We start from the raw sequence: 23,187 nt of genomic DNA, 5'->3' as shown, positions 1-23,187 counted from the left end.
TTATATAGATATTAATAAAAGTTAAGATATTTTTATTTCTATATTAATTAACTACTACTCGTCTTTTTTCAATTTCATATAACAACACTCACACTATAAGGACAATATTATGAGTAATACTAATAACGCTACTAACCAGATCGGTTTAGAAAAAGCTGACATGAGCGAAGTTATCGCTCAATTAAACAACTTGCTATCAACATATCATGTGTTTTACTTAAACGTACGTGGCTATCATTGGAATGTAAAAGGTGAGCATTTCTTTACTTTGCATCCAAAGTTTGAAGAATTATACACAGCGCTGCAGTTACAGATTGATGAGATCGCTGAGCGTATCTTGACTCTTGGTGGTACACCACTTCACGCTTATAGCGATTTTGTACAACACACGAGCATCAGCGAAGACAAAAACGTCAAAGATGGTACATCTTGCGTTAAAGGCGTGGTAACTGGTTTACAAGCCTTAATCGCAGAGCAGCGTCAAGTATCCTCATTAGCAGCAGAAAGCGATGATCAAGGTACCGCTGACCTGGTCGATGCCTATGTTCAAGAGCAAGAGAAACTGGTATGGATGTACAATGCATTTTTGGGTTAATACTTTATTAAGCTGATTATGTATCGCTTAAATTAAGCCAAATAATAGTAAAATTTAGAGCCATAAAAAAGCACCCAGTTGGGTGCTTTTTTATGCTCAGCAATCTGTAACAGATTGATTTACTGTTGAATCCATTGACGCATCTTTTCACGCTCAGCAGGTGTTGCTTGTAGCCAAATCTGCATAAATGAATCTAATGTATTGGTAGAGGTATTCACACTCGTGGTTTGCTTGATATTGGTCGTGCCAACATTAGCATTGCTTGGCATTGCTGCTGGTTGATCTAACGCAGCAATCGCACGTTGATTTTGTAGCTCGGCATCGCCCGCCCCACCAAACACACCACCTAGCGCCTTACCAAGTCCTGAAAGTAGTCCACCTTGATTACCAGCCATACCCTGTTGACTTGCGATAACCGTGTTGTTCTGCTGAATAGCGAGTGTTGGCTGCTTAGCATAATCTTTAGCGGCTTCGTAATCTTCTGGCTGGTTCGGCATTGTCAAACGATACGTTTGGTTATCTGCCAATTCCGCCGTCACGCTGACGTTACCTGAACGCAGATAATCATGCTCATCACGCAGCAAGTTATATAAGCGGTCATACTTAGCAGTGATAGCGTGTTGACCCGGCTGTAGCGTAAACTTCTTGGTTAATGGCTGAAAAGCGCTCTGCTGAACTTCCTGTCCATTGATGGCAGTCACTTTGATATGGTCATCAACCAATAGCGTCACAGCGGCTTGTGACATCATAGAGACTGAGGTCGCACCCACAAACAACATACCAATAGTCAATTTTTTTAGCAAAGAAGCATTCGATTTCATAGGTTATTCCATTAATAGTGAAAGCAGGTTGGATAAAAAGTTCGTATTCTTACTGTTATTTGTATTTTTGCTGCTAAAAGTCTTACGGCTAAAAATCAAGTGGCATCGTGTGTTGGTCTTGATCCGTCGTATCATTGTCTATTTGCGTCTCTTGGGCTATATCAGCCAGCTCTGCTGCAAGCGTTTGCTCATCAATGGTACGTAGTGCGTCACTGATCACTGCTTTTGATATATTACTGCGGCCAAGGTTAGAAAACATTGGCTGAATATAATTAAGCACTTCCATCATTGCACCGATACGATGTGGCCCTTCAGTCAATAAATGATTGATAATTCGATCATCAAACTGCCATCCGCGCCGACGCAAAATGGATTGGAGCAATGCTTGACGGTCTGCTAAATCATGACCAGTAGGCACTTTAAAGGCTGGTGCTTGTGCCAAACGCGTCAATAAATCTCTGAGTTGAAACGGCAAGTCACCTGCTGGCTTATTGGCCGCAAATAAAAGCTGGCGCTGACCTTCGCGGCTACGGTTGATCAGATGAAAAAGCGCTTCTTGCCACTGGCTACTTTGCTCAAGCACTTCTAAATCATCGATAGCAATCAGATCAAAATTTTCTAAAGAAGATAATACATGGACATCGGTATGGATCAATTCATTGAGTGACAAACAGATAGCCGATTTGTCCATTTCAATAAATGACTCACAAATAGCGGAGAGCAAGTGAGACTTACCCGTCGCAGGGCTACCAAACAGGTATAACTGACCGATCAGGCCGACATGTAATTGCCGCACTGCATCAATAATAGACATCCAACCGGGACCGGCAAAGTCGCTGAGACTTGCATCATGCTTAATGTCCAGATTGAGACTTAGCTGTGCTTCTGCCATGAATCATCAACTCGTGTTGCGTAGTGCAATATAAAAGTGCAGTAGAAAAAGGAATAAATTGCTATTCAGTACTATCCATACTACCTGATAAAAATGTGTGCAGTGGATATATAGCTTTTTTATGATGGATGAATTGCCTTAATCAGGCTAATCTTGATAAAAAATATAGCAACGGCTGATACGATCAACACTGCGACTATATATAACATATTTGCAAAATGACTGACAAGTCTTTTACCCATTAAGCCTTATCAATCATTTGCTTTGTGCTTCCTATTTGTACGCTATCCACTCACTATATTCAATAATAGAATATTTACTTCTTCTCAAACAATAGCAGTTGTTTACGACCTTTATAAAAATCTGTCGTGCGATAATATGCATACAAGTGACGGAACAATACATTCAAGACAGCAGAGACCGGTAGCGCGATTAACATACCCACAAAACCCAATAGACTGGCGCCTGCCAATACCGCAAAGATAACCCATAATGGTGATAAACCAATCTTATCACCTAATAGTAGCGGCTGCAGAATATAACCTTCTGCGGCTTGTCCGACTAAAAATGCCCCAACGACCAATAACAGGTAGGTCCAATCCAATCCAAACTGAAACAAGCAGGCGATGATAGCGGCCACAAATCCAATACCAAAACCCAAGTAAGGCACAAAGCTAGCAATACCAGCCACCATACCAATGATAAGTCCAAGCTCTAGTCCAATAAGCTGCAGCTGTATTGCATAAATAGCACCCAGTAGCACCATCACCAATAGCTGGCCTTTGATAAATGCCATCAATGCCTGATCGCACTCTTTGGCGATGCCAATGACTTGTTTGCAGTATGCTCCCGGTATCGCCATTTTCCACGTCTGTAAACGCTGATCCCAATTGAACAAAAAATAAAACGTTAAGATTGGCACCAACACGATCAGTCCTGCACTGTTAATAAAGTTCATACTTGAAGTCAGTACTTGGCTCATCATGGTACTGGCATCAGCAAACTTATAATTCGTTTGCATATACTCGACCAGCGTCTCAGAAAAATCCTTAGACTCTAACACAGGCAATTGAAAGCGAGTATTGCTGTTGAACCACTCTCGTACTACTTGGTTATACCAGCTAGATATCTTAGGTAGATACTCCCAAGCGGCTTGTAGCTGATGCCACAATGTCGGTACCAACCACCAGAGCAACAGCGCCATCCCTACAGTGATGGTAGAGTAAACAATAATAATTGCAATCCAACGTCTGAGATGTTTTGACAATCGCTTTACCAAAGGATTGAACAAGTAAGCCAGCATAAAAGCAAATATAAACGGCACAATGACTGGTATCATCAGGTAGAGAAGGAACAGCGCCACAACCAAAGCGACGACGATAAATAAACGTCTGAAAAAAGGGTCGATTGGTTGGTTCATCATGATAAGTAATCCTATACGTGGGCTGATTTGAGATAGTGACAAAAATTGCGGTACTTGAGCCGTCAGGAGTCGTAAATTTAGCGTTTTATTATCGCAGAGTACAACAAAAAATCAGTCATTTTTTGTTTCTTAACCGCTTATTTACCACTTAATGCAAATCTTAGCCAAATATTGGCAAGTTGCTTTGCGAGTACGGTCTGTTTTTGGGTATAATGCGCGCACTATCTTTAAACTTTGCCTTTAAACTTTATCTCGCTGATTTTAGCGTGATTGACTCCCTTACTTTTTAATTCCAATTATCTATCCCCAACTGTGAGATGACTATGAGTGACAAGCCTTCTTTAAGCTACAAAGACGCCGGCGTTGATATCGATGCAGGTGATGCTTTGGTTCAGCGAATCAAGTCCGTTGCAAAAGCCACTACTCGTCCTGAAGTCGTGGGTGGACTTGGCGGTTTTGGTGCGTTATGCCGTATCCCAACAGGTTACACTTCTCCGTTATTGGTGTCTGGTACTGATGGTGTGGGCACCAAACTAAAATTGGCATTACAGCTCAATCGTCACGATACCATCGGTATTGATTTGGTCGCGATGTGTGTCAATGATTTGTTGGTTTGCGGTGCAGAGCCACTATTTTTCTTAGATTACTACGCAACAGGCAAGCTGGATGTTGATGTAGCTGCGACTGTGGTCACTGGTATTGGCGATGGTTGTAAACTTGCTAACTGTGCGCTTATCGGCGGTGAAACTGCTGAAATGCCAGGTATGTATCAAGACGACGATTATGACCTCGCTGGATTTTGTGTGGGCGTGGTTGAAGAAAGCGAGGTCGTGACTGGTGACAACGTTGCCGAAGGCGATGTCCTGATTGCACTGGCTTCAAGTGGCGCACACTCAAATGGCTACTCACTGGTACGTAAAGTGATCGAAGTTAGCGGTGTGGATGTTACGAGTAGCGACGAGCAACTAGATGGTCAACCTATTCAAGATGCCTTGATGGCCCCTACTCGTATCTATGTTAAAGCAATCAAGGCATTGCAAGATACCCTTGGTAGCTCAGCGCTTCATGCTATGTCACACATCACAGGTGGCGGTCTCACTGACAACTTGCCACGTGTACTACCTGATGACCTAGCTGCTAGCATCGATACCAGCAGCTGGCAGTTTTCAGAACTATTCACTTGGTTACAAACTCAAGGCAATATTGAACAAAGTGAGATGTACCGTACCTTTAACTGCGGCGTTGGTTTTGTCATCGTGGTGCCTAAAGATAAAGCTGAAGCAACGATCAAGACATTGACTGACGCTGGTGAGAACGCTTGGCAACTTGGCGAAATGGTTAAACGTGAAGCCGATGCCGTGGTATACCGTTAATGTCAGTTGATAAAACAAGCCAACCTATCAAGCCATTACGCATTGCCGTTTTGGTCTCAGGAAGTGGTAGCAACCTGCAAGTGCTCATAGATGCCATGCAAGCAGGTGCGCTACCGATTGAGATCGTTGGTGTCATTAGTAACCGTGAAGACGCTTATGCGTTGACACGTGCTAAAGATGCCAATATTCCAGTTGCAGTATTGTCACATGTTGCGAGTGGCAAACGTATGGGCATTAAGACCTTTGAAGCTCATGCCAACGAACAGCTTGTCGCATGGCAACCTGATCTGATCGTTTTGGCTGGTTTCATGCGTGTATTGAGTGGCTCATTTATCGATAATGCGCCTGCCCCAATGATTAACTTACACCCTTCTCTACTGCCAGTTTATAAAGGCCTAGATACGCATCAGCGAGTATTGCAAGCAGGTGATCGCTATCATGGCTGTAGTATTCACAAGGTGACAGCGGAGCTGGATGCAGGTCAGGTATTGACCCAAGCCGTACTGAGTGTCGATATCAACGATACAGCAGAGAGCTTACAGTCACGGGTACAGAAGCTAGAGCATAAGCTTTTACCGTGGACGATATTGCTGCTGGCAAAAAGCGTCTTGTCACTTGAAGCCGAAAGCACTTCACAAGCTAATCAATACCTACCAACCCTACCTTTGCAATTATTTATCACTTCATAGAATATAAGTGATGCATAACATATAGACAGATAAAACCTTTGGTTGTTTAAGCCATTTTTTATGGTATAAAACAACAAAAAGCCCAGTTACTCACAGTGAGTAGCTGGGCTTTTCTTATTTAGTGACCACCTATAAAAGAGTATAAATGGTCATTCATGATAAATTTCTATCTTCTTAAAATACATGTACTGCTTTAATGTTTACAAACTCTTTGATACCAAATCCACCATGCTCACGACCATAACCTGAGTTCTTCACACCACCAAATGGCAGTGCAGGATTGGCAAGACCGTAACCATTGATATACACCATACCAGTATCAAATTGCTCACTGGCTAGGCGAATCGCTTTTTCTTCATCTTTTGAGAAGATAGCGCCACCTAGGCCATAACGGCTGTCGTTCGCAATGCGCATCGCATCGTCTTGGTCTTTGGCACGAATGAGCGAGGCTACTGGACCAAACAGCTCGTCGTCATAAGCAGGCTGGCCTTTCTCAACGTTCTCTAGGATAGTCGCTGGATAATAACTGCTTTTGCCTTCTGGTAATTGACCACCAACGGCTATCGTCGCGCCTTTTTTCAAACTCTCTTCCACTTGCTCATGCAGTTTTTCTTGCAAATCTTTGCGCGCTAATGGACCGATGTCTGAGCTGTCATCCATTGGGTCGCCAGATTTTGTACCTTCAAACTTCTCTACGATACGCTTACGGAATTCATCATAGACGCTATCAACGACAATGAAGCGTTTCGCTGCTACGCAAGTTTCACCGTTATTAATTAAACGGGCTTGGGTACAGGTTTCTACAGCGGTTTCTATATCGGCGTCTTCTAGTACGATAAAGGCGTCATTTGAACCGAGCTCTAGTACTGATTTTTTGATTGCTTTGGCTGCTTGTTGACCAACAATACGACCAGCATCATCACTACCTGTGAGCGTTACACCACGTACTTTGTCATTTTCGATCAGTTTTTCTGATTGATCATGATCAATCAAAATCGTACGGAACAAATCATTTGGCAGTTCAGACTCATGGAATATTTTCTCGATCAATAAGCCAGAACCTGTGACGTTTGCTGCATGTTTAAGCAGAACGCTGTTACCTGCCATCAAATTGGCAATGGCATAACGGAATACTTGATATGCTGGGAAGTTCCAAGGCTGCATACCATAGATGACGCCGATTGGCTGATAAGTGACGATACCTTTTTTCATGTTTTCGATATCTCGCTCATCATCTGCAAGCGCAGCGACACCATTTTCAGACGTATAGTCACAAATCGCTTTGCAAAGATCTACTTCTTGCTGACTTTGACCATATAGCTTACCGCGCTCTTCGGTCATAAGCTTAGACAGCTCTTCTTTGTACTCCATCAGCTTGTCACCGATAGACTTAATGACACGACCACGTTCTTCGTGGCTCACAGTACGCCATTCTAAAAATGCATTATGTGACGCATCAACAATCTTGTTAACTTCGTCGTTGCTCATGTAATCATAACTTTTAATATCTTCGCCCGTTGCTGGGTTAACAGTAGTAATATCTGACATATGGATGTCCTTATTATTTGATTTTATGTATTTAGTATTATTGTCACTTTTAATTATTTGGTGTTACATCGATAGGACAATTTAATAAATGAATCGATAAGTTGTTTTCTATCTGCACCTATCATAACAAGGTATTTGGCGAAGAGTTTTACAATATATTGTGAAGTGTGTTGAAGATGTTAATAGTGTGACTATCTTATTAAGAATGGCTAAATATTGAATAAGACTACATAGCAATACTAAACAAAAAAAACCAGCCTAGTGGCTGGTTTGGTTTGTTGAATATACCAAATAAAGGTTAAACAGTAATATTCAAAGTAAGCTAATTACTTACTATAAAATACTTACTACTTTATAAAAACTCTCATTAAAACAAGTGATTAATGACAGGTATTTCTTGTGGTGGATTTTCTTCCTCAGCCACTACTTGCCGTGCCACATGCATGATTAATTGACGCAACCAACGGTGAGCAGGATGGTGCTGTAGCAATGGTGACCATGCCATGGTCAGCTCAAACTCAGGAATAAAAAATGGCGGCTCTTCCATCATGATACTGTCGTTATTGGCCTGCATTCTTGCCACACGGGTTGGCAATGTTGCTATCAAATCTTTATTTGCGGCAAGCATGGCTGGCATCTGATAGTGGCGGGTGAAGACACTAATTTGGCGTTTTTGGCCCAAACGTTGTAATGCCTGATCAATCGAGCCTAGGCCGCCTGATTTTTCTGGGTTGACCCCAAAACCCACGCCCATCCCTGTTTTAGATACCCATACGTGCTGTGCTTTAAGGTAGTTTTTCAGATTAAAACGATTGGCATAAGGACTTTCAGACGATAGCAAACAACTAAATGTATCACGCCATACCAAAACCTGATGAAAGCTTTGTGGTATCTCATTAAAACGATTGATCGCCAAATCAACACGCCCCTGTTCCATATCGCGATAAGAGACATCTGATGGTGTCAAAAAATCCAAAATGACGTTGGGTGCTTCTGAACGTAACGCCTTCACTAGCTTCGGCACCAAAGTCGCCTCAGCATAATCTGACGTCATAATACGAAAGACGCGTGACGTACTATAAGGACGGAATTCAGTGCGTGGCTCTAGTACTTGAGTCAAATCTGCAAGTATCTCACGGATGCGTGGCTGCAACTCAAGGGCGCGCTCAGTCGGTGTCATCCCTTCAGAGGAGCGCACCAGCAACGGATCATTAAATAACTTACGCAGACGGCGCAAAATATTGCTCATGGCAGGCTGGGTGATACCAAGCTGCTCAGCTGCGCGAGTGACGTTTTTTTCTCGTAACAACACATCTAGATGGACTAATAAATTTAAATCAACCCGCTGCAAATTCATATGTATTTCTCTTAGCTTTTAAAAGATAAGCACTACGGCACGCTTGGTATTATCAGTGCTGAAATGGTGATTTTCGATCTAGGACAGCATAATTTTGCGAATTTTTATTGGTTTTACCGCAAAAGATACTCAGCATAACTCAATTTCATCACCATAAGATACTGTTATAACTACATTATAACCTATAAAAATACTAAAGATAAGTATCATAAATTAGATAAATCTTGGTAAGGCAGTTATAGTGAGTTCCATGAAGGATTTGCGGTACAAACCACAAACCTGAGTTTTATGAACGGGTTATCGTCCAAAAAACAACATAGTTAAATAGTATAGTAACGGTTTATCTCGACAGTGAAACACTACCAAGTGTCAGTATAATTGTAACATCTCTTGTTGCTAATTATGACAACGCTGTTTATTAAATGCTCAAACATCTTTGATAGACGTGGACAAGCTGAATCAGCACTATAAATCAGCAATTATTTGTCAACTGCTGAGTTCAGCAATCTTCTTGTATTCATGCACAGGTTTGTTTAGGGTAAAGAAGACCTTTACGAGGTATTGATACCACCACTACCGAATTTATTGACAACACAAATTATTATTTTAACGCTCAATTTATTATTTTTTACACCCTACCAAGGAGACTATAGATGTCAACTGCATATAAATCAGCGATCGAACTAGTACGTGAATTAAAGCAAAAGCACGGCAACTGGCAGAACATTAGCGAAACTGATGCCGCACGTATGATGTCACAAAACCGTTTCAAAACGGGCTTGGATATCGCAAAGTATACTGCAAAAATCATGCGTCAAGACATGGAAGATTATGACAATGATACGTCTCAGTACACACAGTCTCTAGGTGCGTGGCATGGTTTTGTGGCACAGCAAACCATGTATGCTAAGAAAAAATACTTCGGCACTACCTCTAAAACTTATATCTATCTTTCAGGTTGGATGGTAGCGGCGTTACGTTCTGAGTTTGGTCCACTACCTGACCAATCTATGCACGAAAAAACATCAGTGCCTAAGCTAATCGAAGAAATCTACACTTTCTTACGTCAAGCTGATGCTAAAGTATTGAACGACTACTTCCGTGAGCTAAACGCTGCTGAAGAAGCGGGTCAAGACACCTCAGCTATCCTAGAAAAAATCGAAAACTTTGATTCACATGTTGTGCCAATCATTGCAGATATCGATGCAGGTTTCGGTAACGAAGAAGCGACTTACCTATTGACCAAGCAAATGATCGAAGCTGGTGCTTGTGCCATTCAGGTTGAAAACCAAGTATCTGACGCTAAGCAATGTGGTCACCAGGCTGGTAAAGTCACCGTACCGCATGAAGACTTCATCTCTAAGCTAAACGCTATTCGTTATGCATTCTTAGAGCTTGGTGTTGAAGACGGCGTTATCGTTGCTCGTACTGACTCTGAGGGCGCATCACTCACGCAAAAAATCCCAGTATCAAATGAGCCAGGCGATCTTGCTTCTAAATACATTGATTTCATCGAAATGGAAGAAGTATCTCTTGAAGATGCCAAAGAAAACGACAGCTTACTTAAGCACAACGGTAAACTAGTACGCCCAGTTCGTCTACCTAACGGCCTATATCAGTTCCGTGAAGAGACTAACATTGACCGCGTTGTACTTGACTGTGTAACTGCTCTAGAAAACGGTGCTGACCTACTATGGATCGAAACACCGACTCCAGACGTTGCACACATCAAATCAATGGTTGACCGTATCAAAGAGCAACAGCCTAAAGCGAAGCTTGTATACAACAACAGCCCATCGTTCAACTGGACGCTTAACTTCCGTAAGCAAGTTATCGCACAGTGGGAAACCGAGGGCAAAGACATCTCTGCATACAATAAAGACGACTTGATGAGTGCTGATTATGACGGTACTGAACTTGATGCAGCAGCTGACGTAGCCGCTAAGAACTTCCAACGTGATGCGTCACGTGAAGCTGGTGTATTCCATCACTTAATCACGCTACCGACTTACCACACTACTGCTCTTAGCGTTCATGAACTTGCTAAAGGCTATTTCGGTGAAGAAGGCATGCTTGCTTATGCAGCTGGCGTACAACGTAAAGAAATCCGTGAAGGCATCTCTTGTGTTAAGCACCAAGCAATGGCTGGTTCTGACCTTGGCGATGATCACAAAGAAATCTTCTCAGGCGATAACGCACTGAAAGCTGGCGGCGGCAAGAACACGATGAACCAGTTCTAATAACCGACAGACTAGCAGCATTTATCAAAAAGCCGCCCTACATAATGTAGGGCGGCTTTTTTATTGCGGTTTAAATAATCAGAGAGTGGTAGACTAATAATTATCAAGCAAAAGTTAAATCAAAGCCATCAGTCAGAATTATTAGGAGCCAATATGCAAGAGATAGAGCTGAAGTTTTTGGTACCAGAGTCACGTCTAAAGGGTTTAATGCGTCAAGCAAAAGTTAAATCCTCACAAGTGACACCACTGGCTGCACACTATTACGATACCCCTGACCAACAACTTGCACAGGCAGGTATCGGTCTGCGTATTCGCAAAGAAGGCGATACTTGGGTACAAACCATCAAAGCTGGTGGCGATGGCATTGCCGCTCGTTTGGAGCACAATGCTGTGTTAGACGACAAACAAGTACAGGAAATGCTTGATAATAACGAGCTAATGCCTGATTTGACGATATATGCAGAAACTTCCATCGCCTCTGCACTGGCTGACTTTAAACTCAAAAAGTTATCAAAAAACCTAACACGACTCTATGTCACCGATGTCGAGCGCACCACTCGATTGCTCACAGAAGATAATGATGATGAAACTGATAGTTGTATCGAGATGGCTTACGATCATGGAGAAATTATCCATGGTACTGACGACTCTCAGCGAAAAACCATTCAGGAGATAGAGTTCGAATTGGTGTCAGGAGATATAGATTTTTTATTTACGACAGCCAAAACATGGTGCAAACGCTACAAGCTGTGTCTATCTACCGTGACCAAAGCTGAGAACGGTGGCTTGCTCATCAATGGACAGAACCACAGTCCAGCGGTTAGCGCTGACCTTAGCCAACTAGATGTGAACAAAGACAGTAGCATGCCCGCCTTTATACGAGCAGCCGTACACAACTGTTTATTACAAATATTACCAAATAGTAGTGCTATCGTCGCTGGAAGTATTGATCACGAGCATATTTTGCAAACACGCATCGGTATTGATCGTATGCAAGCTGCATTAACAGCATTTGCTGAATTTTCCGATGAAATCAACCCAGAATGGCTACCGATACTAAAGCAAACCTCGACGTTGCTTGACAATTATTACCAACTCGCTCATATCGAGGCCTATATCGAACCTGAGCTACAGGCACTTGGTGCGCCTGCTGTTGACTGGACGACAGATATCGAAGATATAAAAATCACACCGATCAATACGCTGCAAGCCAATGACTTTCAGCTAACCTTGCTAGAGCTGATTGCCTTTACCATGAGTGACCCTAGTATTGAGCCTCAAACGGATAAACTTGCTCTCGACAAGCTAGCAAAAATTCTATCCAAACAATATAAGAAGTGCCTCAAAGCAGATAAAGAAACTGATGAAGTGAGTGATACCGAGATTGTGAGCGATGATGTAGATGTTGATACGGATATCTCTGAGGATAATCAGGACGAAGCGCTACTATGCGATCACCTAAAAGCGTTACGCTACATAAGTGAGTTCTCTGCGCCTTTGTTAAGTAAGAAAAAAGCCAAAAAGAAAACCAAGCGTTGGTTAAAGCGTCTGATAAAAGCGCAAATAGCGCTAGAGCAACGCAATGATGACAATCAATATCAACAGTTCTATGCCCTAAAATCGGCCACAGATGCCAATGCCCTATACGGTGCAGGTTGGTTTGCTGCCATGCTCACAGATGACCCAAGTTATATCGAAGCACGTTTGGTCAAATTTAAAGACAGCTCAACATTTTGGTAAAACGTATTACCCAGTAAAGATACCTCGGTAAAGATACCTTGATAAAGATACATTGCTTAGTAAAAAGGACAGCTTTTATCAATGAAGCTGTCCTTTTTTATAGATACACCATTTTATTTTTTCACTTTGATCTTATTGTTCAATATTGATATCTTTCACTACCATCCTTAGCCAACATCGGATTTTTTGGGCTCAAATACCGATAAATAAATATGCTTTAGAAATAATGAGTACGATTAATCTTAGTTAATCTGCAACGATCATTACTGGCATACCCTCTTCGACTTGCTCAAATAATTCCACGATATCTGTATTACGCATACGTATACAGCCATGTGAAAGCGGTATACCCATCGGCTCAGTATCTGGTGTGCCGTGGATATAGATGTAGCGCTCATAAGTATCACAGCCGCCTTGACTGTTGCTACCTTTATTCGAGCCTTCTTCCAAACCGCTCAACCAAAGGATACGGCTCAGTATCCAATCACGTTTAGGATGTAACGTGCCAAGAGCGGCATCATATACCTCGCCAGTTGGCACACGGCCCACAAACACAGCATTCATAGGCTCACTGCCACCTATTTTTTTTGCAATACTATGCTGACCAAGAGGCGTGCAGCCGCTATCTTGCTGACTACCGATGCCGTTCTTTGCCGTAGAGACGGTGTATTCAGTGACCTCAGCTTGCTGCTTATAAATTGTTAATGTCTGCTTAGCAATGTTAATCACTAGATGCTTATTAAAAGTTTCATTATTCGTCATAAATGCTTCCCGCCATCAGTCATCCATAAGATAACTGTTAAGGTAATTGGTAAAACTGATTCAAAATTTCTATTATCAAGGGATTGTGTCAATGCTTTTGGCACCGTAATATAGAGGCACACTTTTTGATGCTAGCAGATTATGACGACTATTTCACCGACACGTGTGTCGATGTATGATTTTTTATATCATGATACCAAGCCTATGCTGCCACTTTTGGCTGATGCCGCACAGCTTTCGTTGCCACAAGCGAGGCTGGCAATGGATGCCAGTTTACAAGCTATTGTGAGCGCACTTCTTGCCTATCAGCAGCAACATCAAGGACAAGCACTCAGCAAAAGGCTATTTGGACGTGCTGCTGTCAAAGAGTTACGACAATACAACTCCATGAATTTTGCGACTCTTAAGGCGACGTTATATCACCGAAACGATGCGGCAGACGCCGTTTTTAATAACAGCGCCCGTGTGATAAAAATCAGTGATCATATTGCTGAAAATATTCATGCAAAAACGCAGCAAGTTCAAATCTTACTCACCTCTTTATGCGTGATTGTCCTTCGAGAATTGGCTATCTTGGCAGAATACAGTCAACTCGATACTGACGAGATGAATAAATGGTTTGCCCTACAGCCACAGTTTTTGTCCGCAGCACGCTTTAGCGATGAGCAAACGCAAGCAGTGCCTACTCTTAAATCAGAGCGTGCTAACAGTGAGCCGGCCACACTGACAGAGTCTGTAGAAGACAAAGAACCTTTGGAAAATCATACAGAGAGTGCAGAGCTCAAGCTATTAAACGCTGAGCAGCTGTCAAGCACCCCGCCACCTTTTGATAGCCACTGGTACGAGTTGACAGGGTTCGAACCTAAAAACCATGAACCTGTACAAGACTTGCAATTGGCAACGGGTAATTACCTAAAAGCCATTGGTCGCTCACCGGATAACTTGCCGCAGGGTCGTCATAACGACATGCTGGTATTTGAAGAGATGCACGCTATTGCTTTGCCACATCAGCGCTGGTTATTACAGCTGGCGAAAATCTCTGATATCTATCTTAGCCGAAACCGACTGCGCATCAACTCTGAACCCGCCAATCCACCAAAGCCGCCGTTGGTAAGCTTAGGATTAATCGGTGGCAATAATGACAACACGCCAGCGACAACGAGCGAAAAGCCGATAGAATATGACGCTTCCACACCGCTTTGGAAAAACCCTGTCATTCTTATTATTATACTTGTCATTGGTGTACTGGGGGCGCTTGCTACTCTCAAATATCAATCGCAAAAGTCTGATGGCGTCGTGCTCGCCACCGAAGAGATATTGGAACAAGATATCACTGATGAGCGGCAGCAACAAGATGTCGCTATTGTGAGAATGGACGATGAAGAGTCTAATACGGCAGAGACAGCACAAGCTCAATAAAGACATGTGATTAATAAAATGATGTTCAAAACAGAGTCTTGATAGAAACGCATCAGCCATAAAAAAAAGAGGCGCTATTTATATAGGCCTCTTTTTTATTGCTATTGAGCTAAATACTTAATTAACTACGTACAATCGAAATGCTTATTTAGACAAATCTCGACCACGACTAGCTTCGATAGCCAAACGTAGACCATTTAGACGGATAAAACCTTCTGCGTCTTTTTGATCGTAAGCACCCGCATCATCTTCGAAAGTTGCGATTTTTTCGTCGAATAGCGAATCATCTGACTTACGACCGACGACGCTCACAGCACCTTTGTACAATTTTACACGTACCGTACCGTTGACGTATTCTTGTGATTTGTCAATCAATGCCTGTAGCATCATACGCTCAGGGCTGAACCAATAGCCATTGTAGATGATTTTTGCATAACGTGGCATGAGCTCATCTTTTAGATGGGCGGCTTCGCGATCAAGCGTTAGAGACTCGATACCGCGATGGGCTTTTAGCATAATCGTGCCAGCTGGCGTCTCGTAACAACCACGTGACTTCATGCCGACATAACGGTTTTCAACGATATCTAAACGACCGATACCATGTTTACCGCCAATTTCATTCAGCTTAATCATTACTTCATAAGGCTTTAGCGCTTCGCCATCGATAGCAACGATGTCACCTTTCTTGTATTCTAGTTCTAGATATTGCGCTTCATCAGGCGCTTCTTCTGGGCTGACAGACCAGCGCCACATGTCTTCTTCTGCTTCGGTATACGGCTCTTCTAGAACGCCACCTTCATAAGAGATATGTAGCAAGTTGGCATCCATTGAATAAGGAGATTTTTTCTTATTGCCTGCATAATCGATAGCAATGTCATGCTCTTCGGCATATTGCATCAAGCTTTCGCGGCTTGATAAATCCCACTCACGCCAAGGAGCAATCGTTACCACGTCTGGTGACAAAGCGACAGCACCTAGCTCAAAACGAACTTGGTCATTACCTTTACCAGTTGCGCCATGACTGATGGCATCGGCATTGTGTTCTTTGGCAATCTCAACCAAACGCTTAGCGATTAGTGGACGGGCGATAGACGTACCGAGTAAATACTCACCTTCATAGATAGCATTGGCACGGAACATCGGGAATACATAATCACGGGCAAACTCTTCGCGCAAATCTTCGATATGGATGTGCTTGATACCCATTGCTTGAGCTTTGGCTCTTGCTGGCTCAACTTCTTCGCCTTGACCGATATCAGCGGTAAAGGTGATCACTTCCGCATCATAGGTTTCTTGCAGCCATTTAGCGATGATTGAGGTATCAAGACCACCTGAGTATGCCAATACGATTTTATTAATATTTTTTGGATCAAGTTGAGCCATGAAAAACTCCTGTTATGAGAATTTAGTTTTAGTAAACGCGCTAAGATCAAATCGAAAGCAAGTTAAAAAGAAATTACCTGCTCAGTGTACATCATATTTACTATAGGCAAAAGTCTAACTGCCATAAGGCGTATGCTTTTGGCTTAAATCTTAAAAAGGGTTAAATAATACTCAATGAATTATGTACAGATATTTCGCCTTATATTTAGTCAACTGGGCAAATCTGTTATGATAGTCGCACAGTATTATCCTCTTTTTTTCCTTTATTTGACGATATAGAGCGCTTTGACACTATGACTGATTCGATTAGAGAATTAACCATCCTTCAGCCAGATGATTGGCATATTCACTTGCGCGACGAGCAGGCTTTGAGCACGACCGTACCGCACGCAGCAGGTAGCTTTAACCGTGTGATCTGTATGCCAAACCTTGTGCCGCCAGTCAAAAATGCACATGATGCGCAGGCTTATCGCACGCGTATCATGGAAAGTTTAGCAGCAAGCGATTTAAGTCTTGAGCGAAAATCAGCCTTTGATCCACGTATGACTTTATACTTAACGGACAATACCACTGCTCAAGATATCGAATTGGCCGCACAGTCAGGCATCGTACAAGCGGTCAAACTTTACCCTGCTGGAGCAACCACCAATTCTGCCGATGGTGTTACCAACATCAATGCCTGTGTCGATGTGTTTGAAGCACTAGAAAAGTACAATTTACCACTACTGATACATGGTGAAGTGACGCAAGAACATATAGATATCTTTGATCGCGAAAAACGCTTTTTAGACGAAGTACTGGCGCAAATCATCGTCAAATTTCCAACATTAAAAATCGTGGTAGAGCATATAACGACCAGCGATGCAGCAGATTTTGTATTGGCTCAAGGCAACCATGTTGCTGCCACTATTACCCCGCAGCATTTAATGTTTAATCGCAACCATTTATTGGTTGGTGGTATCAAACCGCACTTTTATTGCTTACCTATCTTGAAGCGTGAAAGCCATCAAAAAGTCCTGTTGGATGTGGCCACGAGTGGTAATCCGAAATTCTTCTTGGGTACCGACTCTGCGCCACATGCTACCGACAAGAAAGAGGCCGCTTGTGGCTGTGCTGGTTGCTATAGTTCAGCAACTGCCCTACCGCTATATGCCACTGCTTTTGATAGCGTTGGCAAAATAGACAAGCTAGAAGGCTTTGCCAGTCGTTTTGGCGCGCAGTTCTACGGTCTACCTCTAAACGAGAGTACCATTACACTCGTCAACACGCCTATGCAAGTACCGAACGACTACCCTTACTTTGATGGTGCATCATTAACGCCGCTTATGGCGGGTGAAACGTTACCTTGGTCGCTTAAGGTTTAGTAGCCACACAGCCTAGCACTGACAAAGCAACCTATTATTTTTTCTATAATGCCAATGATACCTTTGTACTAAACATCCTTAGTGCAAAGGCGTTATCGATGTTATGAAATAATGATGTGCAATTCCATATACCAGCACGACTGATAAAAGTGATTGAACTTGATATGACCAATCAAAATACAGCAACCTTGCCTGACGCAGATGTCTCAAATTCTACGGATGATGACTTGAACGTAATCCCAAGTGCTGCTACTGAAGACAAGAGCGACGACGAACAAACACCCTTGAGTCTAAAAGACCGGTTTCGTAAGTTTTTGCCTGTCGTCGTCGATGTCGAGACAGCGGGTTTTAACTCTCAAACTGATGCGCTGTTAGAAATCGCCTGCATCCCTGTACTACTTGATGAGCATGGCGTATTTTATTCAGGTGAGGCATTCAATGCTCATGTTGAGCCATTTGAGGGTGCAAATTTAGAACCCAGTGCCCTTGCGTTTACTGGCATCGATCCTAACAACCCAATGCGTAAAGCCATTGCTGAAGATGAAAAAACGGCCCTTCGCCGTATCTTTAAAGGCTTAAAAGAAGTACGCCGCGAAGAAGAGTGCCGTCAATGTGTTCTGATTGGACACAACGCGCATTTCGATTTGGCATTTCTAAATGCAGCTGTGCTACGTACCAATAGTAAGAACCACAATCCTTTTCACAATTTTTCAGTGTTTGATACCGTGACTTTGTCTGCACTGGCATTTGGACAAACTGTACTAGCACGGGCATGTAAGGCAGCCGGACTCGAGTTTGATGGTAAAAATGCTCACTCAGCACTATATGACACTCAAAAGACGGCCGAGCTGTTCTGCCACATACTCAATAATTATCCTATGCTCGCTAATGCAATGCACAATGAAGAGGCTAAAGAAGCGCCAGCTGATAACGATAGTAAATAAGTCACATATCATATATTGCCAATCATAGATAATAGTGCTATTTGTAATACTTGATGGCTTTGACATCTTGATTTGATAATCAATAGGGATATGATTGATATCACGATAAGCAGATGGAATTATTTTGTATGATAATAAATGTCATATTTTTGGACGGCTAATATGACTACTTATGATGAGTGTCGCGCTTAAGCGATGCAGTTATATCCTATAGATAGTTCAAGTTGCTCACTCTGCCTTGATAGCGAATACTATCGAGGCCTAATAGGAGGGACTTTATTATGGATCCACAGCTCAAGTTATGGGGAACCATCCTAGGCTATATGTTGCTCGCTTTAACTATTAGTGCTTGTACTTCCCTATGGATTCGGTATCATTTAAAGCGCAATGATCTCCATCCTCGCCGTGCAATTAAAAAAAGATATTTAATTTTAAAAAGACGTAGAAAAAGGCTTGACAGGAAACGCAGACGCTATTAAAATACGCACCACTTCAGCATAAATGGTGAAAGCAGTTGAAGTGTTGTTACTAGTCCCCATCGTCTAGAGGCCTAGGACACCGCCCTTTCACGGCGGTAACGGGGGTTCGAATCCCCCTGGGGACGCCACTATTTGGCGTCACTTGTTAGCAATCAATAAGACTAACAATGGTACCACCAAAAACCCCACTCATAATATATTATGAGTGGGGTTTTTTATGCCTGATCTTGATATCCAAACTATTCTTAATATCCAAGCTATTTGTTTAAACAAGAAAAAGCCAGCATTGACTCAATGCTGGCTTTTTCTTATTCGTCTGCTCAACTAGATATAATTAGTATTTAGCTCGATGAGCAATCGTATTAACATACTTAAAATCATAAGAGAGTTGACTCCTATGATTATATTATCTATCGATTACAGCATTAGCCATAATAATGTGGCAGCTATCATCAGGCCGAGTACCGTCTGAATTAAAAAGAATGCCTGATGTTGACCTACAACCTTACTCAACGTCACGCCTAGAGTATTATACTTAATAGGTACCGTATCGATATTGCCTGTTCTGTTCTGCTCTTCATAATACTCTTGCAAAATATCTAAGAATTTCTGCCACTCATTAGCATTCCAATCATAAGGCTTAAACGGCATCAGTTTTTTGAGCTCAGACTCTTTAGTCATCCAGCGCTCAAGTGTGATAGAGCGTAATGACCAACTGGCAAAACGGCGCTTTGTGATTTCCGAGAAGTCTAAGATTTCTAATTCTTTATGTCGATCATCTGTTAGCAATCGATTTTTTAAATTTGTTAGTGCTTGTTCTGACCCTTCTACGCACTGCAAAAAGTACCCATTGCCATAGCAAAGAATACCGGTAATGTTATCGGCGTGGTTACGCTCAACTGCGGTCTCTGAGATGTCATTAAGCGTGCTAGGACTTGAAAGACCAGTAGAAGTAATCCGGCTTATATATACAAGCTGGCAGAGATCTGTCGTTACTGGATTTGTCGAATCGTTGATTGTTGACAATCAGCTTCTCCCTATTATTAGGTAAATGTCGCTAAAACAATCATACTAACTTCAGAAAATATAGAGACAACATCACTAAATGTAATGAATTTCTCTGATATATTATTGATTTTATAAGTTTTTATATTAATTGTATTAAGTTAGTTACATCATAGGTTAGATTGGTCATCAAAGCAACCTCTTATTAATTAATAACCTTGCTTATATACAAAAAACATGTTTTAAATATATATTATATATTAAATTAATATATCTTAACTTCTATTGAGGCTGAAACTTGCCGTAAAATTGATGCGATATTGACAGTCATTACCTTGAACTATCTGATATAAATACGAAGCAAATCTATAAATTTGATTAATGTGAGGATTGGATATCAAGAATTGCTGCCAGTAAAATGGCGTCATCAGGATACGTAAGCTTGATGTTTTGTCGACTACCAGGCACCAAACGTATAGGTAGCTCTAAGTGCTCAAAAGCACTGGCTTCGTCTGTAATGCTGAGCTGATGTTCAGACACATAGCGTAGGACGCGTTTCAGCTGACCTAAACGAAAGACCTGCGGGGTTTGTGCTTGCCATATGTTGCTACGGTCAATAGTGCATTTCGCGTAAGGAATCAGTTTATCATCCTCAGTAGGTGTGGTTTGCTGATAGGATGTCTTCAACGTATCGGCCGCCGGTGTCGCTAAGATAGCACCATAAGGCTCCATCATCGCCGCTTTAATAACTTGATCGATATCCACACTCGGTACAGCGGGACGTGCCGCATCATGAATGAGTACTAAATCCGAATCATCGGCGCCTGACTGACTGATGGCCTCTACCCCTGCCTGTACTGATTGCCAACGTTCGGCCCCACCAACTGCATAATGTATAGGAAGCTCAAACTCTAGCTCCTGAGCTGTGCTGTCGTCTGCTGCTACGACCAATAGACATTTATGAATATAATTGCTATGGCTAAGCCTAGCCACGCTGTGCTGCAATAACGTCTGACCTTCTAGCATTGTATATTGCTTGGCGATAGACGCACCAAAACGGCTGCCGCGACCAGCTGCGACGATCATGGCATGTATATTAGGGGTTTTATTCATAGTGTGATACTCATGGTTGAACCCATGACGATATATTTACAGAGAGATAGTGAAAATGATAAGAATGACGGATGGCTCTATAATCAATGATAATGCTTGATATCACATCATACAGATCGATAGCTAAAGTTTAATAGCTACTATGTGTCGTTGGTGCAGTTGATACTTGGACAAAAGTTTCATTTGGTTTGATTAAACCCAAATCTAAGCGAGCGTGCTCTTCCACCGCCTCAAGTCCAGTTTTTAGATCTTGCACATCGGTACGTAATAGATTGTTTGCTGCCACTTGATTGTCATTTAAGCGTTGTTGCTCTTCAATTTGAGCCGTCAACTTGTTATGTTCAAAATGGCCATTTTCTCCCAGCCAATACTGATATTGCAATCCCAAAAGCACTGCAACGGCTAAAGCAAGTAGTATAAATTGGCTAAAATATTTCATAAGATGACAACGCCAAACAACATAGAAAGAATGAGATTAAAGTTTTAAGCTAATTAGGCGATACACAAATGATTATATATCGCCTAGATTCAATGATAAGTTCGGCTTTTAAGCTTAGACTTTTTGACGTATATTACACGTTAAAAAGCCAAGTCAGTCTGTTAACCGCGTAGGCCGATAAACTCTTCACGGCCACGATAGCTTGCACGTACTTGCTGCTCGATGCGTAGCAATTGGTTGTACTTAGCAACGCGGTCTGAGCGGCATAGTGAGCCTGTTTTGATCTGACCGGCAGCGGTACCAACTGCTAAATCTGCAATGGTGCTGTCTTCGGTTTCGCCTGAACGATGTGAAATGATGGTTGCATAGCCATTTTTCTTCGCCATATAAATCGCATCTAGCGTTTCTGACAGTGTACCGATTTGGTTGAATTTAATCAGAATTGCATTGGCAATATGCTTATCGATACCTTCTTGCAAGATTGTAGGATTGGTCACGAATAGATCATCACCAACCAATTGGACTTTATCACCAATCTGCTCGGTCAGATACTTCCAACCATCCCAATCTGACTCATCAAGACCATCTTCAATAGAGATAATAGGATATTGACGTGCCAGCCCAACGAGATAGTCTGAGAACCCTTGGCTATCAAAAGCTTTATTGCCTTCGCCTGCCAATACATATTGACCATTTTTATAAAACTCACTAGCCGCACAGTCTAGCGCAAGATGAATGTCTTCGCCCGCTTTGTAGCCAACTTGCTCGATCGCTTGCATAATGACGGTGATGGCTTCTTCGTTGCTACGTAGATTTGGTGCAAAACCACCTTCATCGCCGACAGCGGTATTTAAGCCTTGTGATTTCAACACAGACTTTAAGCTGTGGAAAATCTCTGTGCCAGCACGCAGCGCTTCTGAAAAGCTGGTAAAGCCAACTGGCTCAATCATAAACTCTTGAATATCAACGGTATTGTCCGCATGCTCGCCACCGTTTAGGATGTTCATCATTGGCACAGGCATAGTCAATGACGTCTGATTACGCAAGTTAGCAATATACTGATGCAATGGTAGATTCTGTGACTTGGCAGCCGCTTTGGCAGTAGCAAGTGACACTGCTAGCATGGCATTCGCACCAAGGCTCTCTTTGTTTTCTGTGCCGTCTAGCGCAATCATGGCATCATCAATGGCCTGCTGTTCAGTCACATCTTTATCAATCAAAGCACTACGAATCTGACTGTTGACGTTAGAAACGGCTTTTTTGACGCCTTTACCCATATAGCGAGATTTGTCGCCATCACGTAACTCAAGCGCTTCGCGTGAGCCTGTTGATGCGCCACTTGGCGCCGCAGCACGGCCGACAGTGCCATCAGCTAAGATCACATCAGCTTCGATAGTTGGGTTGCCGCGCGAGTCTAAAATTTCACGAGCGCGAATGTCTTTAATTGCGGTGACGTTGTTGGTTTCTTCAGCGTACATAATGTCTGTTAATTCCTTTGGTCATGCCAAGTTTGTGAGATAAATAACGGCAGTTAGCATACAAAAAAGATAAAGCAAAATATCATATAGCCAATATACCTAGAATTCCTTCAAACCTTTCTG

19 protein-coding genes and 1 tRNA gene are annotated in these 23,187 nt (G+C 42.3%); 9 read left to right on the top strand and 11 right to left on the bottom strand.

The window, feature by feature from the left end:
• Nucleotides 1–109 precede the first annotated feature (109 nt).
• On the top strand, nucleotides 110–595 hold the full coding sequence (locus ACTXGK_RS19020) for a Dps family protein (RefSeq protein WP_201599508.1): 486 nt from the start codon (nucleotides 110–112) through the stop codon (nucleotides 593–595).
• Between the two features lie 119 nt (nucleotides 596–714).
• Here ACTXGK_RS19020 and ACTXGK_RS19015 read toward each other — a convergent pair whose 3' ends face one another.
• The 3 genes from ACTXGK_RS19015 to ACTXGK_RS19005 all read right to left on the bottom strand — a co-directional run bounded on the left by ACTXGK_RS19015 (nucleotide 715) and on the right by ACTXGK_RS19005 (nucleotide 3,731).
• Nucleotides 715–1,416 carry a DUF2057 family protein gene (locus ACTXGK_RS19015; protein WP_443515561.1) on the bottom strand — a complete coding sequence of 234 codons (702 nt, stop codon included), beginning with the start codon at nucleotides 1,414–1,416 and terminating at the stop codon, nucleotides 715–717.
• 88 nt (nucleotides 1,417–1,504) lie between these two features.
• On the bottom strand, nucleotides 1,505–2,308 hold the full coding sequence (hda, locus tag ACTXGK_RS19010; RefSeq protein ID WP_443515563.1) for a DnaA regulatory inactivator Hda: 804 nt from the start codon (nucleotides 2,306–2,308) through the stop codon (nucleotides 1,505–1,507).
• Nucleotides 2,309–2,624: 316 nt separating this feature from the next.
• Nucleotides 2,625–3,731, bottom strand: coding sequence for an AI-2E family transporter (locus ACTXGK_RS19005; RefSeq protein ID WP_443515565.1), 1,107 nt, complete (start codon nucleotides 3,729–3,731; stop codon nucleotides 2,625–2,627).
• Between the two features lie 323 nt (nucleotides 3,732–4,054).
• Between ACTXGK_RS19005 and purM the strand changes: the two genes are divergently transcribed.
• Nucleotides 4,055–5,104 carry a phosphoribosylformylglycinamidine cyclo-ligase gene (gene purM / locus ACTXGK_RS19000; RefSeq protein WP_443515567.1) on the top strand — a complete coding sequence of 350 codons (1,050 nt, stop codon included), beginning with the start codon at nucleotides 4,055–4,057 and terminating at the stop codon, nucleotides 5,102–5,104.
• Nucleotides 5,104–5,793 (top strand): phosphoribosylglycinamide formyltransferase, encoded by a 690-nt coding sequence (purN, locus tag ACTXGK_RS18995; protein WP_443515569.1) that lies wholly within the window; start codon nucleotides 5,104–5,106, stop codon nucleotides 5,791–5,793. Before purM ends, purN begins: the two co-directional genes overlap by 1 nt.
• A gap of 174 nt (nucleotides 5,794–5,967) precedes the next feature.
• Here purN and ACTXGK_RS18990 read toward each other — a convergent pair whose 3' ends face one another.
• Nucleotides 5,968–7,341: an NAD-dependent succinate-semialdehyde dehydrogenase gene (locus ACTXGK_RS18990; RefSeq protein ID WP_443515571.1), complete on the bottom strand. Its 1,374-nt coding sequence runs from the start codon at nucleotides 7,339–7,341 to the stop codon at nucleotides 5,968–5,970.
• Nucleotides 7,342–7,708: 367 nt separating this feature from the next.
• Nucleotides 7,709–8,698 carry a LysR family transcriptional regulator gene (locus tag ACTXGK_RS18985; RefSeq protein ID WP_058025743.1) on the bottom strand — a complete coding sequence of 330 codons (990 nt, stop codon included), beginning with the start codon at nucleotides 8,696–8,698 and terminating at the stop codon, nucleotides 7,709–7,711.
• A 653-nt stretch (nucleotides 8,699–9,351) separates the two neighbouring features.
• On the opposite strand from ACTXGK_RS18985, the gene ACTXGK_RS18980 reads away from it, so the two are divergent.
• The gene (locus tag ACTXGK_RS18980) at nucleotides 9,352–10,938 is read left to right on the top strand and encodes an isocitrate lyase (RefSeq protein ID WP_443515573.1); all 1,587 of its coding nucleotides are present in this window, start codon (nucleotides 9,352–9,354) and stop codon (nucleotides 10,936–10,938) included.
• A gap of 153 nt (nucleotides 10,939–11,091) precedes the next feature.
• Nucleotides 11,092–12,678: a CYTH and CHAD domain-containing protein gene (locus ACTXGK_RS18975; RefSeq protein ID WP_443515575.1), complete on the top strand. Its 1,587-nt coding sequence runs from the start codon at nucleotides 11,092–11,094 to the stop codon at nucleotides 12,676–12,678.
• A 246-nt stretch (nucleotides 12,679–12,924) separates the two neighbouring features.
• Here ACTXGK_RS18975 and ACTXGK_RS18970 read toward each other — a convergent pair whose 3' ends face one another.
• Nucleotides 12,925–13,440, bottom strand: coding sequence for a L,D-transpeptidase family protein (locus tag ACTXGK_RS18970; RefSeq protein ID WP_443515577.1), 516 nt, complete (start codon nucleotides 13,438–13,440; stop codon nucleotides 12,925–12,927).
• Between the two features lie 141 nt (nucleotides 13,441–13,581).
• On the opposite strand from ACTXGK_RS18970, the gene ACTXGK_RS18965 reads away from it, so the two are divergent.
• Nucleotides 13,582–14,859: a hypothetical protein gene (locus ACTXGK_RS18965; protein WP_443515578.1), complete on the top strand. Its 1,278-nt coding sequence runs from the start codon at nucleotides 13,582–13,584 to the stop codon at nucleotides 14,857–14,859.
• A gap of 144 nt (nucleotides 14,860–15,003) precedes the next feature.
• On the opposite strand, the gene ACTXGK_RS18960 is transcribed toward ACTXGK_RS18965, so the two are convergent.
• Nucleotides 15,004–16,242: an argininosuccinate synthase gene (locus ACTXGK_RS18960; protein WP_443515580.1), complete on the bottom strand. Its 1,239-nt coding sequence runs from the start codon at nucleotides 16,240–16,242 to the stop codon at nucleotides 15,004–15,006.
• A gap of 293 nt (nucleotides 16,243–16,535) precedes the next feature.
• Here ACTXGK_RS18960 and pyrC point away from each other — a divergent pair, with 293 nt between their 5' ends.
• From pyrC to ACTXGK_RS18945, 3 genes are all read left to right on the top strand, one after another.
• Nucleotides 16,536–17,606, top strand: a complete 1,071-nt coding sequence (gene pyrC / locus ACTXGK_RS18955) for a dihydroorotase (protein WP_443515582.1) — start codon at nucleotides 16,536–16,538, stop codon at nucleotides 17,604–17,606.
• A 164-nt stretch (nucleotides 17,607–17,770) separates the two neighbouring features.
• Entirely contained in the window at nucleotides 17,771–18,550 is a 780-nt protein-coding gene (gene rnt, locus ACTXGK_RS18950) for a ribonuclease T (protein ID WP_443515583.1), read from the top strand.
• 531 nt (nucleotides 18,551–19,081) lie between these two features.
• Nucleotides 19,082–19,157 (top strand) — tRNA-Glu (locus ACTXGK_RS18945).
• Between the two features lie 289 nt (nucleotides 19,158–19,446).
• Here the strand turns inward: ACTXGK_RS18945 and ACTXGK_RS18940 are convergent.
• The 4 genes from ACTXGK_RS18940 to eno form a co-directional block, all read right to left on the bottom strand.
• A complete protein-coding gene (locus tag ACTXGK_RS18940; RefSeq protein ID WP_443515584.1) occupies nucleotides 19,447–20,055 on the bottom strand; it encodes a BLUF domain-containing protein in 609 nt (202 codons plus the stop codon).
• A 357-nt stretch (nucleotides 20,056–20,412) separates the two neighbouring features.
• Nucleotides 20,413–21,147: a 2-C-methyl-D-erythritol 4-phosphate cytidylyltransferase gene (gene ispD, locus ACTXGK_RS18935; RefSeq protein ID WP_443515585.1), complete on the bottom strand. Its 735-nt coding sequence runs from the start codon at nucleotides 21,145–21,147 to the stop codon at nucleotides 20,413–20,415.
• A 130-nt stretch (nucleotides 21,148–21,277) separates the two neighbouring features.
• Nucleotides 21,278–21,586: a septum formation initiator family protein gene (locus ACTXGK_RS18930; RefSeq protein WP_058024088.1), complete on the bottom strand. Its 309-nt coding sequence runs from the start codon at nucleotides 21,584–21,586 to the stop codon at nucleotides 21,278–21,280.
• 161 nt (nucleotides 21,587–21,747) lie between these two features.
• Entirely contained in the window at nucleotides 21,748–23,064 is a 1,317-nt protein-coding gene (gene eno / locus ACTXGK_RS18925; protein ID WP_238038165.1) for a phosphopyruvate hydratase, read from the bottom strand.
• Between the last annotated feature and the right edge of the window lie 123 nt (nucleotides 23,065–23,187).

Source organism: Psychrobacter sp. T6-5 (genome assembly GCF_052258485.2).
GTDB lineage: Bacteria > Pseudomonadota > Gammaproteobacteria > Pseudomonadales > Moraxellaceae > Psychrobacter.
This window is presented reverse-complemented; position numbering and strand designations above follow the sequence as displayed.

Coding starts and splice junctions, on each gene's coding strand:
- eno (WP_238038165.1), bottom strand. CDS start 23,064: ATGTACGCTGAAGAAACCAACAACGTCACCGCAATTAAAGACATTCGC.
- ACTXGK_RS19005 (WP_443515565.1), bottom strand. CDS start 3,731: ATGATGAACCAACCAATCGACCCTTTTTTCAGACGTTTATTTATCGTC.
- purN (WP_443515569.1), top strand. CDS start 5,104: ATGTCAGTTGATAAAACAAGCCAACCTATCAAGCCATTACGCATTGCC.
- rnt (WP_443515583.1), top strand. CDS start 17,771: ATGACCAATCAAAATACAGCAACCTTGCCTGACGCAGATGTCTCAAAT.
- ACTXGK_RS18965 (WP_443515578.1), top strand. CDS start 13,582: ATGACGACTATTTCACCGACACGTGTGTCGATGTATGATTTTTTATAT.
- ACTXGK_RS18930 (WP_058024088.1), bottom strand. CDS start 21,586: ATGAAATATTTTAGCCAATTTATACTACTTGCTTTAGCCGTTGCAGTG.
- ispD (WP_443515585.1), bottom strand. CDS start 21,147: ATGAATAAAACCCCTAATATACATGCCATGATCGTCGCAGCTGGTCGC.
- purM (WP_443515567.1), top strand. CDS start 4,055: ATGAGTGACAAGCCTTCTTTAAGCTACAAAGACGCCGGCGTTGATATC.
- ACTXGK_RS19015 (WP_443515561.1), bottom strand. CDS start 1,416: ATGAAATCGAATGCTTCTTTGCTAAAAAAATTGACTATTGGTATGTTG.
- ACTXGK_RS18960 (WP_443515580.1), bottom strand. CDS start 16,242: ATGGCTCAACTTGATCCAAAAAATATTAATAAAATCGTATTGGCATAC.
- ACTXGK_RS18990 (WP_443515571.1), bottom strand. CDS start 7,341: ATGTCAGATATTACTACTGTTAACCCAGCAACGGGCGAAGATATTAAA.
- ACTXGK_RS18970 (WP_443515577.1), bottom strand. CDS start 13,440: ATGACGAATAATGAAACTTTTAATAAGCATCTAGTGATTAACATTGCT.
- ACTXGK_RS18980 (WP_443515573.1), top strand. CDS start 9,352: ATGTCAACTGCATATAAATCAGCGATCGAACTAGTACGTGAATTAAAG.
- ACTXGK_RS18985 (WP_058025743.1), bottom strand. CDS start 8,698: ATGAATTTGCAGCGGGTTGATTTAAATTTATTAGTCCATCTAGATGTG.
- pyrC (WP_443515582.1), top strand. CDS start 16,536: ATGACTGATTCGATTAGAGAATTAACCATCCTTCAGCCAGATGATTGG.
- ACTXGK_RS18975 (WP_443515575.1), top strand. CDS start 11,092: ATGCAAGAGATAGAGCTGAAGTTTTTGGTACCAGAGTCACGTCTAAAG.
- hda (WP_443515563.1), bottom strand. CDS start 2,308: ATGGCAGAAGCACAGCTAAGTCTCAATCTGGACATTAAGCATGATGCA.
- ACTXGK_RS19020 (WP_201599508.1), top strand. CDS start 110: ATGAGTAATACTAATAACGCTACTAACCAGATCGGTTTAGAAAAAGCT.